Genomic DNA, 13,925 nt, shown 5'->3' on the forward strand with positions numbered 1-13,925 from the left:
GGAGCTCGGCCGACCACGCGATCGAATGACCAAAGGATGACAGCGGCGGACCCAACGTCGCGTCAGTGAATCCCCTGGCGTTCGGGGCCTCGTTCGCCAGGTTGCTGGGTATCGCCCTGACGGGTCGCGTTCGGCCTTCATATCACCGGAGCTGCGTCGATCTCAGCGGCCTCGAACAGCGTTACGTCTCGGCAGCGGCCAGCACGAGGTGCAGCTGCGTACGCGAAGTGATCGAGAGTTTGTTGAAGACCTTGTGCAGGTGGTACTCGACGGTTCGCGGGCTGATCGACAAGGCCGCGGCGATCTCCGGGTTCGACCGGCCGTCTCTGGCCAACCACGCGATCCGGGCTTCCTGTGGAGTGAGCTGGGAGCTCGTTTCCGGAACCCGCCGCCGTGCTCGTTCGCCCGTGGCGAGCAGCTCGCGTGAAGCTCGGCCGGCGAATCCGTCGGCACCCATTCCGAGAAATGCGCGTTGTGCGGCCTTCAGCTTTTCGCGAGCGTCGATCCGGCGGCCCCGCCTGCGCAGCCATTCACCGTAGAGGAGCTGGGCTCGGGCCAGGTGGGTAGTGATCCGCGACCGGCTCAACCGTTCGATGGCTTCGAGGTAGAGGTCTTCGGCCTCCTGCCCGTCGCGGAGAAGAGCGCGGGAACGGGCTTCGACACCCAACGCCCAATCGGTGCCGGTGAGGCACGCCTGATCGGAGAGCCGTTCCAGTGCATCGGCTGCCGCGGTGAGGTCGCCGGAGCGAGCTGCCGCCTCGATGAACTCGACGATCGACCAGCCTTGCAGCTCGAGCCGGTCGTCCTCGAACGCCCCGCCGGTCGCTCGCGCCGCGTCTGCGTAGTTTCCCGTGCCGTTCCCGAGGACGCCTTGTGCGTAGCGCGCCAACGATCGCACGGACCCGTCACCGCGGCACGCTGCTTCGGCCAGCTCGGGAGCGAGCCGGCCCTGCCACGCGGCCAGTACTCCGGCGGCATGGGGGAATGCGGGCCGGCCGGCGGCGTCGGTGATCGCCCGCGACTCGTCGACGAGGGACTGAGCCACCTCGAACTGTCCGGTGTGGATCTCGAGGAGCGCGCGATGGGTCAGTACGTAGGGGAGTAGCGTCCGCGCTCCAGCCCGCCTGCTCCGGGCAAGTTCTGCCTTGGTCAGGTGGTGCCAGGTGTCGTCGTCCCACAGGTCTGCCGCGATCATGCACGCCAGCACCCTCGCCCGTGCCTCGTCCTCGTGATCGCAACCGAGCGTCTTCAGCGCGAGTTTGAGTGGCTCCACAGCGGCGGCGTAGCCCGATTTGCATCGTTCGACCACACCTTCGAGCAGGCGATCGGAGCCTTTCGGGATCTGTTTCGCGAGCTGGGGAAGTACCGCTTGCATCACATCGACGTGGCCGGTGAAGATCGCCGCACTGAGCGCCTCGAGGTAGACCGGCCGGGCGAGCTGCGGGTCGAACTCCTCCACGGCCGTGGCAGACGCAACCAGGCGTGTCACCGCGGAATGGCTGCGGCTGGAATCGAAGTCCATTGTCGCTCTCAGGTGCGCGACCCGGGCGCGGTCGGCGGTCTGGAGACGGCCGATCTCGGTGGTGGCCAGCAAACGGGCCGCGGCGTCGACAGCGCCGGCCTCGTAGTTCAGGCCGGCCGCGGCGACGGCTCGGCTCGCTCGAAGTACGGGGTCCGCGGTTGACAGTGCAGAGCGTTCGAGGAAGGCCGCCTCCGCGGCCAGCCCGCCCCGCAGGCTCGCGGAGGAGGCGGCACGCTCCAGTTCGCAGGCGATCGCGTCATCCGGGCCGACGAGAGCCTGCGCCAGATGCCACACGTGACGATCCGGTTCGGTTGCCGAATCGGTGGCCGCGGCCAATACGCCGTGAATGCGTCGTCGTTCGGCTGCGGGTGCGGCTCCGTACACCGACCCGCGTAGAGCTGGGTCGGGAAACGTGATGAAGGTTCCGAAGGAAAGCAGCCCGGCAGATTCGAGCTCGTCCGCAGTGTCCTGCTCGATTCCCAGCCGTGCGGCGGCTCGCCACAGCCGCATCGAGTCGCCGAGCGGCTCAGCCGCGGCCAGGAGCAGGAGCAGCTTGCCGTCGGCGCTGAGGTTCGCACCCGCGTCGACGTCTCGAAGCCGAGCAGGCACGGGGACGCCGTAGCCGCCGGCGAGCTCTCTCGGTGAGCCCGAACGCGCCGACTCGAGAAGCAACTGAGGGTTTCCCCGCGCTTCGGTCACCATCCGGTTCAGCACACGTTCGTCCACCGGACCCGGTAGCGCGGACGTGAGCAGTGATCGGGCGTCGGCGTGCTCAAGGCCGGAGAGCACCAGTTCCGGTAGCTCGGCGAAGCAACTGGCGCGGGACGCGATCACCATGGCCACCGGCGCCGGTGCGAGGCGTCGAACGGCGAAGGCCAGTGCGTAGGTGGATGCGGTGTCGGCCCACTGCGCGTTGTCGATGAAGCACACGAGGGGCTGTGCTTCGACCGCGCGGGTGAGCAGCTGTACCACTGCGACGCACACGAGCAGAAGGTCCGTGTCAGGGGTGCCGCGCAGACCGATCGCCGCCTCGAGCACTCTGCGGTGCTGGGCTTCGAGTCGCGTGAGTTCATGAGGCAATGCCGAGCACAGCTGCTGCAAGGTCGAATAAGCCAGGTCGGTCTCGGCGGCCGCGCTCTTGATTTGGATGACGCGGCGTCCGGTCGCAAGCTTCGCGGCGTGATCGAGCAGCGCGGTCTTGCCGATCCCCCGAGGGCCGCGGACGACGACACCGGCACTCTGCCCGGTGACCGCCGCGTGTAGCAGCTCGTCCAAGCGCGAACTGTCGGTGTGCCGCCCGACGAAAGTCGAGATCTGTCCCGGTCGGATCACCTCGGCGGGGGGCTTCGTCGTCAATGTGAGCGCGTGTGCCACGCTGGTCATGAGAGCCTCCCCGGTGTCTGTTCACCCGGCAGTCGGGGATCTGCCAGCCCGAGGGGGATCGTTGTTTCGGGCTCGGGCCCGAGGATCGTGTCGTCGAGCCGGACCTCGAGGTGCCCCGGCTCGAACGACAGCAATCCGGCGATACGCCGGGCGTCCGGCGGGGGGTTCTCGTAGGACCACGCCGCACCGCACCGACCCAGCACGGTGTAATACGTACAGAAGCCCTTGTAAGGGCTGAACGTTCGATCCGCGGTCGGCGTGAGGGTGTTGATGTCCACGTCGTCGGTCGGGACGTACCAGCGCGGCGCGAAGCCGGATTCGTACAACACGAGCGGGCGCCGGGTGGCGGCCACGAGTCGATCGCCCGCCCGAACCGTGAGGCGGCGATCAGCTTGCCGCACGTCGATGTGGTGGTACGGATCGGTCGCGTGGCCGAAGATCTGATCGTCCTCTTCGAAGAAGCTTTCCATCGCGCTCCAGACGAAGGCGACGCGGTCTTGTAGTTCACGTGCGTGGGCGGGCGGGTTCGTGTGGCGGTACGCGGCATCCCGCGCCGACACCGCAGCGGTCCGGGCGTCGTACCAGGCCGTGGTGCCGAAGTCCTGGTGGGACGTTCTGCGATCGGACGGATTCAGGACGCCACGGGTCAGATCGTCGATCGGGAAATATGCCACGGGCAACCGGCTCGGTTCATGAAGCAGCAGCACGTTCTCGCTGTCGGCGATCCATTCGCCCCCGAACCGGACTCGCATCCGGCGCTCGAGCGGCTCGGCGAACGACATCCGCTCGGGTAAGGCGGCCGCGGTCAGGAACCGTCCTACCGAACCTGGCGCGAGCGGGCCCTGTTGCCACGAAAGGGCCATGGGATCAACCTCTCTCGATGCGGTTGCGCCGGTGGCGCGAGCGGGTTTCGCAGAGGCACCACGGCATTCTGTCCGCGTGCGTGTGCGCAGCCGGCACTCGGCGATCGCTCCGTCGCTGCGACTGGAGGATTCGTCCGCTTGCGGGCTCGCCGGAGCGCTGGAGTGTCATCAAGCGGCTCCTTCGTGCCCCAGGGGCGTCGTCACGCGTCCGGCGATGGGGACCGCGGCGGTTGGTTTCGGCTGCGTCTCGTTGTCGCCGAAGGCCCTTGCTGTCCGCTGTCGCGCTCAGTACGGTCCGTGCCGTCCGTCCCCGCAAACCGGTCATTCTTCACTCTGCGTTCACTGTTGACCCATCACCGGTCAAGCCTGCTGGCGACGAGTTCAGCGATGCATCCCCCGATGGGTAGCCGCGCTTGACGAACCGGGCCGGTTCGGCGCCGGGTTGCCTCGCCCAGGGGGCAACTTGGCAGGTAAAGCCGAGTACGCGGGCGAAGAAGACGATCGCCTCCAGAAGGAGCACCGATGCATTGCTTGCAGATCGACAAGCTCGAGACGCGGGCCGCCGGTGCGGCTCGGTGCTTTGGCTCGGCGCGGTGCCGGCACGGGCAAGGCCGGGCGAGTGCAATCCGTGCTTCTTTCGCGGACCTCGGCCGGTTCGGGTGTCAGCTCGATGCTTGCTCGCGGCTGAGGGCGCCGGAGAAGCTGAGACCGTCGGTCACATTCCTGGTTTGCTAGCGTTTCGGAATGACCACACTGCGGGCGCTCGAGTGCCTTGTCGCGTTGGTGGACCACGGCTCCGTGACCCGGGCGGCGACGTCGTTGCAGATGTCCCAACCGGCCTTGTCCCACCAGATCTCCGCGATCGAGCGCGAACTTGGCACGCCCGTGGCGGAAAAACTGGGACGAGGTGTGCGGATCACGGCCGCGGGGCGCGCCGTAGCGGAGGAAGCGCGCGTGTCGTTGGCGGCGGCGGAACGGGCGGTCCACATAGGTCTGCAGATCGCGGCGGGAGAGAGGGGGACATTGCGGATCGCGTGTGTCGAGACGATGGCCGCCCCGATTCTTCTGCCTGTTCTCCGGAGATGGCGTGCGAGCCACACCGATGTCGTCATCGAGGTCAGCGAACATTCCAGCGCGGAACAGATGGTCGTGCTCTTGAACTCCGGCCGGATCGAACTCGCCATCGGCCCTCGGCCGCCGGAAACGCACAGTCACGCTGAGGTGCTCGGGGCGGAAGACGTGGTCGTGGTGGCACCCGCGGGTCACGAGTTCGGCCGGCGGCTGGCAGTACCGCTCGAAGACCTCGGTGCTCGGCCCTTCATCCACTACTCCGCCGGCACAGGGCTGGCCCAATGGGTTGATCGCGTCGCCGTCGAACACGGAGTCGTGCTGGACCCGGTCCTGCGTACCCGAAGCCCGAGCAGCGCAGCGCGACTGGCGGCTGCGGGGATGGGTGTCGCGGTGGTGCCGCTTTCCGGCCTGTCGGCGCGCCCGTCGGGTGTGGTGCGCAGACTCGCTCCACTGATCCACCGTGAACTCGTGGTCATGACGGCCTCACCCGCAGATGTCCTGGCCAACGCCTTCGCCGCAGACTTGGTACGCAGCGGACTTCCGGTGGCCGAGGTCGTTCCTTGACCGCCCGAGCGGTCAGACGATGCCCGCCCGAAGCGCGAAAGCCACCGCCTGTACCCGATTGCGGAAGTTGTACCGCTTCGTCAGGTTGTGCAGAACGTGTTTGATCGTGCTTTCCGACCACGTCAGCTGCCGCGCGATCTCGGCGGTGTCGATGCCCTCGGCGAGCAGGCGGAGGATCTGGACCTCGCGCTCGGCGAGGCCGACGCTGGTGATCCCGAGCGGGGCCAAGGTGTCGCGTTGCATCCGCTGAACGAGCCCGACGAGCTGGCCCAGCACCGCCTTCGGCATCACGCTCTCGTTTTCGGTCGCCGCCGCAACCGCCTGATCGAGCTCGCAGCGGTGAGCGGACTTGGCGTCGACGATGCCGACGACGCCGCATTCGATCAAGGCGAGCAACGAGGCTTCCGGCACGCTCGAGGCCAGCAGGACGACCGGGACTTCAGCGGGCCGCATCTCGCGCAGCTCGGCGATCGCACCAGGAGTCACGTGTGTCGTCGAAAAGACCAGCACGTCCGGGCGCTCGCCCGGTCGGCACCCGACGATCTTCGGGTTGGTCTCCAGCACCATCATGAGCCCCGCTGCGCTGATCGTGTCCGCGGCTCGGACGCTGACGGCGATCTGCTGGACAGCGCTCATGTGAGTGACGACTCGGTCCATGATCTGTTCCACGGTGTGCTTCCTGTCTGCTCTCGCGCTCCGGTACCCAGCGTTCGGTACCGGTTCGGCGATTCCTCGACTCCCCTTGCGATATCGAGTTTGCCGATCAGCTTTTGGCGCGGGGTTGACGCGAGCTTGACTACTTTCCGTGCACGCTTGTTGCGGCAGCGATCAGGTCGGCTGCCGGCCGGCCCAGACTGTCTCACGTTGTGGGCGCTCCCGTCGCGCCAGTAGGGGCGAGCGGATCATTCCGCCATGACTTCGCGATCGTTCGTCCAAGGTGTCCGCTGGAACGTGGCTTCCGAGGCGACGGCGTCGGGTGGCATTGGGCCCGCGCGTATTACGAAAAGCTGACGCCATACCGGGGCGTGCGGCGCTTTGTCGGCAAGCCCTTACTCTGACCGTGATCGAGCCAGTCGGAATGCCCGATCGTCTGTTCCGCGAAGCTGCGAGGAGGAGCGTGAGGGCCAGTGCCTCTGCCATGGCTGTCAGGCCCGCGAAACGGCCTTCCACGCGGGAGGTTCCTGGTTCCCGGGGTCCTGCCGGAGCGCCTGCCCTTTGTCGAGCCGGCTCGCCGTCGGCTGCGGATGCGCTTCGGATCCACCTGGGTGGCTGACAGTGAATCAGCGGTAGTGGTGCACATGCCGGAGAGACCTCCCACGGCCTATTTTCCCCTGTCGGATGTGAAGATCGAGTGCCTTGAGCTGCGGCCTCGGGTGACCAGCCACGTCGACCTGGGTGACACCGGCTGGTACGCCGTGCACGTCGCTGATCGGACGTACGAACAGGCAGCGTTCCACCACTTCCGGCCTCCACCGCACGCGGCGGAGTTCGCAGAGTTGGTGGGCTTCTCCCGAAACTTCGCGGACAGCGTTTACGAAGAGAGCGAGCACGTTCTGCCCGGCGCGTCCGACCCCTACGGCAGGGTCGACGTGCGACACTCGTCGCGGACGATCTCGGTCGCCGCGAACGGCACAGTGGTCGCGGTATCCCAACGGCCTGTTGTCGTCTACGAGACCGGCCAGGCGCCGCGCTGGTGCCTGCCGAGGGCGGACGTCGACGTCAAATTGCTGGCGGAGAGCTGCGGCGCTGATGCCTCATCGGTGCGCGGCGCTGTCACCTACTTCGACGTGAACGGTGTGCCGGGCGCAGCTCGTTCTTGGTGCGACCGCACGATCGGGGCCGACCTCGTCGAGTTCGATCCGGCGAACGTCACCGTAGAGCTGGATGGGGTCCGTCTGCGCGAAGCCTGGGTAGCCGATCGCTCCACGACGAAACCGGATTGGCCTTTGGCCTGCAATTGAACTTCATTCAGAAAGGCGTACCCCGCGATGGCTGCTGTCGAAGAAGATCTCAAATACACCGCGGAGCACCAGTGGGTCCGGTCAGCGCCCGGAGGATCAGCGCAAGTGGGTATCACCGACTTCGCACAGGAGTCACTCGGCGACCTGATCAACATCACGTTGCCGGCTGTCGGTGACAATCTGGTGGCCGGAGAGTCCTTCGGGGAGATCGAGTCGACGAAGAGCGTCTCCGAGGTCTACGCGCCGGTTTCGGGTGTCGTCACCGCAGTCAACGCCGCGGTTCTCGAGAATCCCGAGATCGTCAACGACGACCCGTACCACGAGGGTTGGCTCATCAGCCTCAGCGTCGTCGCCGACTCCGCCGAGGCCGACAGCGACGAGGTGGAACTGATGGACGCGGAGCAGTATCGGAGGCTCATCGAGGCGTGAGGATCGCGCAGGAGCCCGGCGGCGCTCGGTGCCGGTAGGTTGCAACCGGGTGCCGCAGGGTCCCCAGCGTCTTTGCGACGCGGCCCGGTTTGTAGAGTGAGCTGTGGTCGGCCCTAGCTCGCGAATGAGAACCGGATCAGCACCGAGGCGAAACTGCGCGGAACTCCAGAGTCGCCTTGTCCAGAACAGCTTGCGCTTCCCCGCACTCAAATTCTCGATGTTGCCTGCGGAACATGTCGACCGCGCGGCCGAGATTCCGCACCGCGTCGTCGTGGCGGTTCAGCTCACGATACGTTTTGCCGAGCGTGACGAGGGTGTCCGCGAGAGCGAACGGCTCGGTGGTCATCAGCACAGCTGCCTCCTCGAGGTGGCCGACCGCCTCCTCCAGACGTCCTTCACCGAGGCAGATGTGGGCGAGGGTGTCGAGCATGCTGGCCGTCATGAGGTGAGCGTTCGCGTCCTCCATCAACAGGCACGACGCTTCCAGCTTCTCGCGCGCCTCGCCGTAGCGGCCCAGCTGGGTGAGCGTGAAGGCGAAGGAGTTGCCGATCCGGATCCGGATCGCGGCCGGTTGGCCGCTCGCCACCGACCACGCTGTCGAGATGGTCTTGAGTGCCTCTTCGGAAAGCCCCTGGCGTAGTTCGATCTCGAACTTGCACATCCAGTTCAGGCTCTGCTCGATGTCGTGGTTCGTCTGTTGCGCGATCTCGATGGCTTCGGTCACGTACTCGAGTGCTCGGGCGTGGTGGCCGAGGCGTGTCATCGCCATGGCCAGCTGACGGCGAGACAGGATCCGGGCCGCCGTGTCACCGAGATTCTCCGCGGCCGCCAGCGCCTTTTCCCAGGTGTGGACGAGGTCGTGCAGTTCTCCGCGGACAGAGAAGAACGTGCTCATTCCCCAGGCGAGCTGCCAGACGGCTTCGTGCCGGCCGAGTTCTTCCGCCTTGGCCTGCACGGCGGCGATGGTGTCGGCCTCAGCGGCAAACCACCGCCGCGCGCCGTCGGCGTCTCGGAGTGACACCGGGGCGCATCCGGCCGGCAGAGGGGGTGGAGTGATCGGAGGCGGGCCTGGGTCGGTGAAGCCGATCGCACTGATGAGGGTGTGCAGGTAGTAGCCGATGATCCGCTCGAGGGCTGCCGTCCGGCTGGGCTCGTCCATCCTGTCCTGCGCTTGTTCCTGGGCGAAGGCGCGCACGAGATCGTGGAGGCGGTAGCGCCCCGGTTGGTGCTGCTGGACGAGCGAGGCACACTCGAGGGCTCGCAAGGTGGCACGCGTAGCGGCGTACGTCTTTCCGGAGAGCGAGGCCGCCGCGTCCAAGGCGATGTGCGGACCCGGCACAAGCGAGAGCAACCGCAGCAGCATCGCGGGTTCCTCGGGCAGCGCGGCGACTGACGGGGTGAATACCGCGCGGATTCCCAGATCCGGGTCGACTTCGAGCGCGTTCAGCGTCGAAGTCGCGTCCACGAGCTCGTCGGCCAGCGACGTCAGGGAGAAGTCAGGGTGTTCGTGGGCCCGGCCGATCACGATGCTCAGGGCGAGTGGAAGGCCCGCGCAGGCGTCGACGAGGCGAGCCACTGCGGCCGGCTCGGCCGCGGCTCGGGGTTCTCCGAGCCGGTTGACGAGCAGATCGTAGGAGTCCGCTTCGTCGAGGACGTCCAGGCTGATCAGCTGGGCGTCGTGACCGGTCACCAACCTCGTCAGCCGGTTGCGGCTGGTGATCACGACCGCGCAACCCGGGTGGCCGGGCAACAGGGGTGTGACTTGGTCGACGTCCAGCGCGTTGTCGAGCACGATCAGCAAGCGCCTGTCGGCGGTCACGCTGCGGAAGAGCCCACTCATGGTGGCCGGGTCCTCGGGGATCGCCGCGGCCGGCGTCCCCAAGGCCGTGATGAAGGCTTGCAGGGCCGCATCGGGCTTCATTCGGTCGACGGCGGGGTCGAACCCGCGTAGGTCGATGAAGAGCTGACCATCGGGGAATCGCTCGGCCTGAGCTTGACCCCAGTGCAATGCGAGTGAGGTTTTGCCGACCCCGCCCGGCCCCACGATGACCGACACCGGCGCGAGGCTCGTGGAGAGGGCGGACAGTTCGAGTTTCCTCGAGGTGAAGGACCGGGGCGCTGCCGGCAGCTGACGGGGAACGGGCGTCGGAAGCGTTGTTTCACCAGGTGGTTCGGCGCTCGCACGCGCCACCTGGAGGCTGGTGTTGCGCTTGGTCGCGGGCTCGTCCCGAAGAACCGCCTCGTATACGGCCCTGAGCTGCGCGCCGGGATCCACGCCGAGCTCTTCGACGAGTTGCGCCTTGGTCGTCTGAAAGTGAACGAGGGCGTCGGCCTGACGGCCACAGCCATGCAGGGCGAGCATCAGCTGACCGGCCAGCCGCTCGTCGAAAGGATGCGCGCCGGCGCGGACGGACAGCTCGGGAAGGATTTGAGCGTGGTGCCCGAGTTGCAGGTGCAGGTCGGTACGGTCCAGCAGCATCTCGTTGCGCTCTGCGCAGAGCGTCGTCCGCGTGGCAGCCAGCCATGGGCTTTCCATGCCCGACAACGGTTCGCCGTGCCAGAGGCCCAGTCCCTCGTCGATCAGGGGCAGGGTTTCATCGGGTCTCTGCGACTGTCGCGCCCTGTTCGCCAGCTGCCTGAACCGGTGAACGTCCACTTGCTCCGGCGGCACATCGAGGACGTACGCGGTGCCCCGGCGGACGATCTGGTACTCGCCGGCCAACGCTCCTCGCAAACGCGAAAAGTAACTGTGCAGCGTGCTGCGAGCGCTGTTGGGCGCGGACTGGCCCCACACGCGCGCGATCAGCTCCTCGATCGAGACCGGGTGTCCCGAGTCGAGTACGAGCGCCACGAGCGCGCTACGCGGCCCCGTCGAGCCGACGGGATGCGGCGCGCCGTCCCGGAAGACTTCGACGTCGCCCAAGAGCCGGAAGTACAAAGACATCGACAACCACCTCCGGAAGGTTTCGAGGGAAACCTGATCTCATCCTAATGGCAATAAAACCAAACTTTCAGGCCGGTCCGTGCGACCATGAATTCGGAACTTCGATACGGGCATTCAAAAGTTTCATACTGCGACGGATCTGCCAAGGTGGCTGCATGGACCGGGGTGGACACTGGGGGTTCCACGGATTCGATGCTGGAATTCGAGCGGCAAGATCAACGGGGGAACGAACGCCCGTTGGAGGGCCGATCGGAGAGGTGTGGCACTGCAGGATCCGGCGATTTCGGTCGCCGGGCCAGAAGGCACGGGCGTGACGCCGCGAGAACGGAATATTCGGCTCACGATTTTCGGTCGCCGTTTTTGCGTTTTGGGCGCCGACAATCATCTGACGCACCGCTGTGGCGAGCACGCCGTTGTTGCCTGGCGGCTCGGGACCGGTTCCGTCAGGTGCAGGGTGTGAGTTCCCGGATCAATGCACAACTGCAACTGAAAGGCGAGCTTCATGCCGCTGCTACACCCCGGGGACGCGTTTCCCGCCCTGTCGATGACCACCGTCGACGGCGCCGTCCACGACCTGTCCACCGAGCTGGCAGGTCACTTCGCTGTCGTACTGTTCTATCGGGGCAGCTGGTGCCCGTACTGCAACGCGCAGCTGCGTGCGTTCCAGCGTGCGTCGGAGTCCCTCGCTGAGCTCGACACCTTGGTCGTCGCCTTGTCGGTCGACGACGAGGCCACGACCAAGGAGCTCGTGGACAAGCACAAGCTCACGTTCCCGGTGGGCCACAGCGCGGACGCGCGAGCTCTGCACAAGGCGACCGGTGCGTTCGTGAACGAGGACCCGCTCTACGTGCAGTCAACCGGCTTTCTGCTCGACCCTCAGGGCAAGGTCCTCGTGAGCGTGTACTCCAGCGGTGCCATCGGCCGGCTCGTGCCCGAGGACGTGACCGGCATGATCCGCTACGTGCGAGATCACGGCTGACGCGCCGTCCTCGATTCGGTCCACATCCGCGGGCATTCGGGCACGACAGCTACACGGGTTCGACCGGATTCGCCGACCCCGTGCACGGGATCGGCATCTCGTACGTCACGAATCGTCGATGCCGGCCGGACTCGTTACCCTTCCGGGCCGGCAGGCGGACCGCAGCCTGGGAAGGATTTCCTGATCGTGGGCGAAGCAATTGAACTTTCAGATCTGAACCAGAGGGTGATCACCGAGTTCCGCGCCAACGGCGGAATAGTGCGCGGTGAGATCACCGTCAAGCACGAAGCGAAACAGAGCGTCCTGAATTTCGAAGGCGAGCATCTGGCCCTCGTCCATCACGTGGGTGCGAAGTCTGGTCGCCATTACATCAGTCCGCTGGGCTGCTTGGAGGTCGACGGGCGAGTGTTCGTCTTCGCCAGCTTCGGCGGTAGTGAGCTGAATCCGTCGTGGTATCACAACCTGCTCGTCAACCCCGAGGTCAAGGTCGAGATCGGGACCGAGATCTTCGACGCGGTGGCAACGGAGATCAAAGGCCGCGAACGGGACGAGATCTACAGCAAGCAGGTGGAGGCGTCGCCGGTGTTCGGGGACTACCAGCGCGTGACGAAGCGGCTGATCCCTGTGATCGAACTCGTGCGTTCGCCGATCCGCACGAACGCCTGACAGACTCCGGACGAGATTTTCGGAAGCGGCCGAGGTTCAGCCCGCGAAGGGACCGATGAGTCGTGACTCGCTGGGTCGTCCACCTCGACCTGGACGCGTTTTATGCCTCGGTCGAGCAGCTCACGCGCCCGACGCTGCGGGGCCGCGCGGTCGTGGTCGGGGGGACGGGGCCGCGTGGTGTTGTGGCTGGGGCGAGTTATGAGTCGCGTGAGTTCGGTGCTCGTTCGGCGATGCCGATGTCGCAGGCGCGTCGGTTGTTGCCGGCGGGTGCGGTGATCCTGCCGCCGCGGTTCCGGTTGTACGAGACGTTGAGCAAGCAAGTCTTCGACATCGTTGCGGATGTGGCGCCGGTGCTGGAGCGGATTTCGTTGGACGAGGCTTTCGCGGAGCCGCCTTCGCTGGCCGGGGCTTCGGTGGCGGAGGTGACGCGGTTCGCCGAGGAGCTGCGGGCGCGGATTCGCGCGGAGACCGGGCTGACGGCGTCGATCGGGGCCGGCACGGGTAAGCAGGTCGCGAAGATCGGGTCGGATCGGGCGAAGCCGGATGGGTTGCTGGTGGTGGCGCCGGGTGCGGAGCGGGAGTTCCTGGCGCCGTTGCCGGTGCGGGCGTTGTGGGGGATCGGGCCGGTGGCGGAGGCGAAGCTGCGGACGATCGGTGTGGTGAGGTTGGGGGAGCTGGCGGCGTTGTCGGAGCCGGACGCGGCGGCGACGTTGGGGGGTGTGGTCGGGCGTGAGCTGCGCACGCTCGCGGGCGGCACCGATGATCGGCCGGTGGCCGAGCGTGGGGAGGCCAAGCAGGTCAGCGCGGAGACGACGTTCGACGTCGACATCGTGGACCTGGGCCGGCTGCGGGCGGAGGTCCGCAAGGTCGCGGCGGGGGCGCATTCGCGGTTGGTGAAGGCGGGCCGGGTCGCGCGCACCGTCGTGATCAAGTTGCGGCACACGGACATGAGTACGGTGACGCGTTCGGAAACCACGGCCTCGCCGACCGACGATCTCAACCAGCTTTGCGCCACGGCCGAGCGGTTGTTGCTGGATCCGCAGGAGTTCGGTGGCGTGCGGCTGGTCGGGGTGGCGTTCAGTGGGCTGTCCGTGCCGCATCAGGACGCGTTGTTCACCCTTGCTGTGCCGGGGAGTTCGGCCGAGCCGGTGGTGGCGGTGGTGGTGCCGTCGCCGGGTGGTTCGGCGCCGGTGTCGTCGAGCGGCTGGCGCCCGGGTGATGATGTGGTGCACCCGGAGTTCGGCACCGGTTGGGTTCAAGGCGCGGGCCACGGCCGTGTGACTGTGCGCTTCGAGACACGGACCTCCGGTCCTGGCGTGGCCAGAACGTTCGAGCAGACCGACCCGGCCCTCACCCGCGGCGATCCACTGGACTGTCTCAAATAGACTCCCGGGCGGAACGGAACGCGTGAAAGGCGGAGCGGCGTAGAAGGCGCCCATGCGATCAGAACGGAAGACCGTGGCTCGGCACTATTGTTCTCCGGACAGCGCTCGGTGAATGGGGGTTTCGAGGATCGATCAAGATTCTTCGGGAGCAGATCAAA

Annotated in this window: 10 protein-coding genes; 6 read left to right on the plus strand and 4 right to left on the minus strand. The window is 66.7% G+C overall.

All coding sequences use genetic code 11. The features are described 5' to 3' along the window. Positions 1-181: 181 nt before the first annotated feature. On the minus strand, positions 182-2,896 hold the full coding sequence (locus ABZU76_RS46415) for an AAA family ATPase (protein WP_354883290.1): 2,715 nt from the start codon (positions 2,894-2,896) through the stop codon (positions 182-184). A gap of 5 nt (positions 2,897-2,901) precedes the next feature. Further along, positions 2,902-3,687, minus strand: coding sequence for a DUF427 domain-containing protein (locus ABZU76_RS46420; protein WP_354883293.1), 786 nt, complete (start codon positions 3,685-3,687; stop codon positions 2,902-2,904). A gap of 825 nt (positions 3,688-4,512) precedes the next feature. Here ABZU76_RS46420 and ABZU76_RS46425 point away from each other — a divergent pair. Then, on the plus strand, positions 4,513-5,403 hold the full coding sequence (locus ABZU76_RS46425; RefSeq protein ID WP_354883296.1) for a LysR family transcriptional regulator: 891 nt from the start codon (positions 4,513-4,515) through the stop codon (positions 5,401-5,403). Positions 5,404-5,415: 12 nt separating this feature from the next. On the opposite strand, the gene ABZU76_RS46430 is transcribed toward ABZU76_RS46425, so the two are convergent. Next, positions 5,416-6,060, minus strand: coding sequence for a response regulator transcription factor (locus tag ABZU76_RS46430; protein WP_354883299.1), 645 nt, complete (start codon positions 6,058-6,060; stop codon positions 5,416-5,418). 587 nt (positions 6,061-6,647) lie between these two features. Between ABZU76_RS46430 and ABZU76_RS46435 the strand changes: the two genes are divergently transcribed. Then, positions 6,648-7,364, plus strand: coding sequence for a DUF427 domain-containing protein (locus ABZU76_RS46435; protein WP_354883301.1), 717 nt, complete (start codon positions 6,648-6,650; stop codon positions 7,362-7,364). A 27-nt stretch (positions 7,365-7,391) separates the two neighbouring features. Continuing rightward, positions 7,392-7,793 (plus strand): glycine cleavage system protein GcvH, encoded by a 402-nt coding sequence (gene gcvH / locus ABZU76_RS46440; RefSeq protein ID WP_354883304.1) that lies wholly within the window; start codon positions 7,392-7,394, stop codon positions 7,791-7,793. 136 nt (positions 7,794-7,929) lie between these two features. Here gcvH and ABZU76_RS46445 read toward each other — a convergent pair whose 3' ends face one another. Continuing rightward, the gene (locus tag ABZU76_RS46445; RefSeq protein WP_354883307.1) at positions 7,930-10,716 is read right to left on the minus strand and encodes a BTAD domain-containing putative transcriptional regulator; all 2,787 of its coding nucleotides are present in this window, start codon (positions 10,714-10,716) and stop codon (positions 7,930-7,932) included. 523 nt (positions 10,717-11,239) lie between these two features. Here ABZU76_RS46445 and ABZU76_RS46450 point away from each other — a divergent pair. The 3 genes from ABZU76_RS46450 (at position 11,240) to ABZU76_RS46460 (ending at position 13,767) form a co-directional block, all read left to right on the plus strand. Then, positions 11,240-11,716 carry a peroxiredoxin family protein gene (locus ABZU76_RS46450; RefSeq protein WP_354883310.1) on the plus strand — a complete coding sequence of 159 codons (477 nt, stop codon included), beginning with the start codon at positions 11,240-11,242 and terminating at the stop codon, positions 11,714-11,716. 186 nt (positions 11,717-11,902) lie between these two features. Next, positions 11,903-12,382, plus strand: coding sequence for a nitroreductase/quinone reductase family protein (locus ABZU76_RS46455; protein ID WP_354883313.1), 480 nt, complete (start codon positions 11,903-11,905; stop codon positions 12,380-12,382). Positions 12,383-12,444: 62 nt separating this feature from the next. Beyond that, positions 12,445-13,767, plus strand: coding sequence for a DNA polymerase IV (locus ABZU76_RS46460; RefSeq protein WP_354883316.1), 1,323 nt, complete (start codon positions 12,445-12,447; stop codon positions 13,765-13,767). Positions 13,768-13,925 lie beyond the last annotated feature (158 nt).

This window comes from Amycolatopsis sp. NPDC005232 (assembly GCF_040607795.1).
Taxonomy (GTDB): Bacteria; Actinomycetota; Actinomycetes; order Mycobacteriales; family Pseudonocardiaceae; genus Amycolatopsis.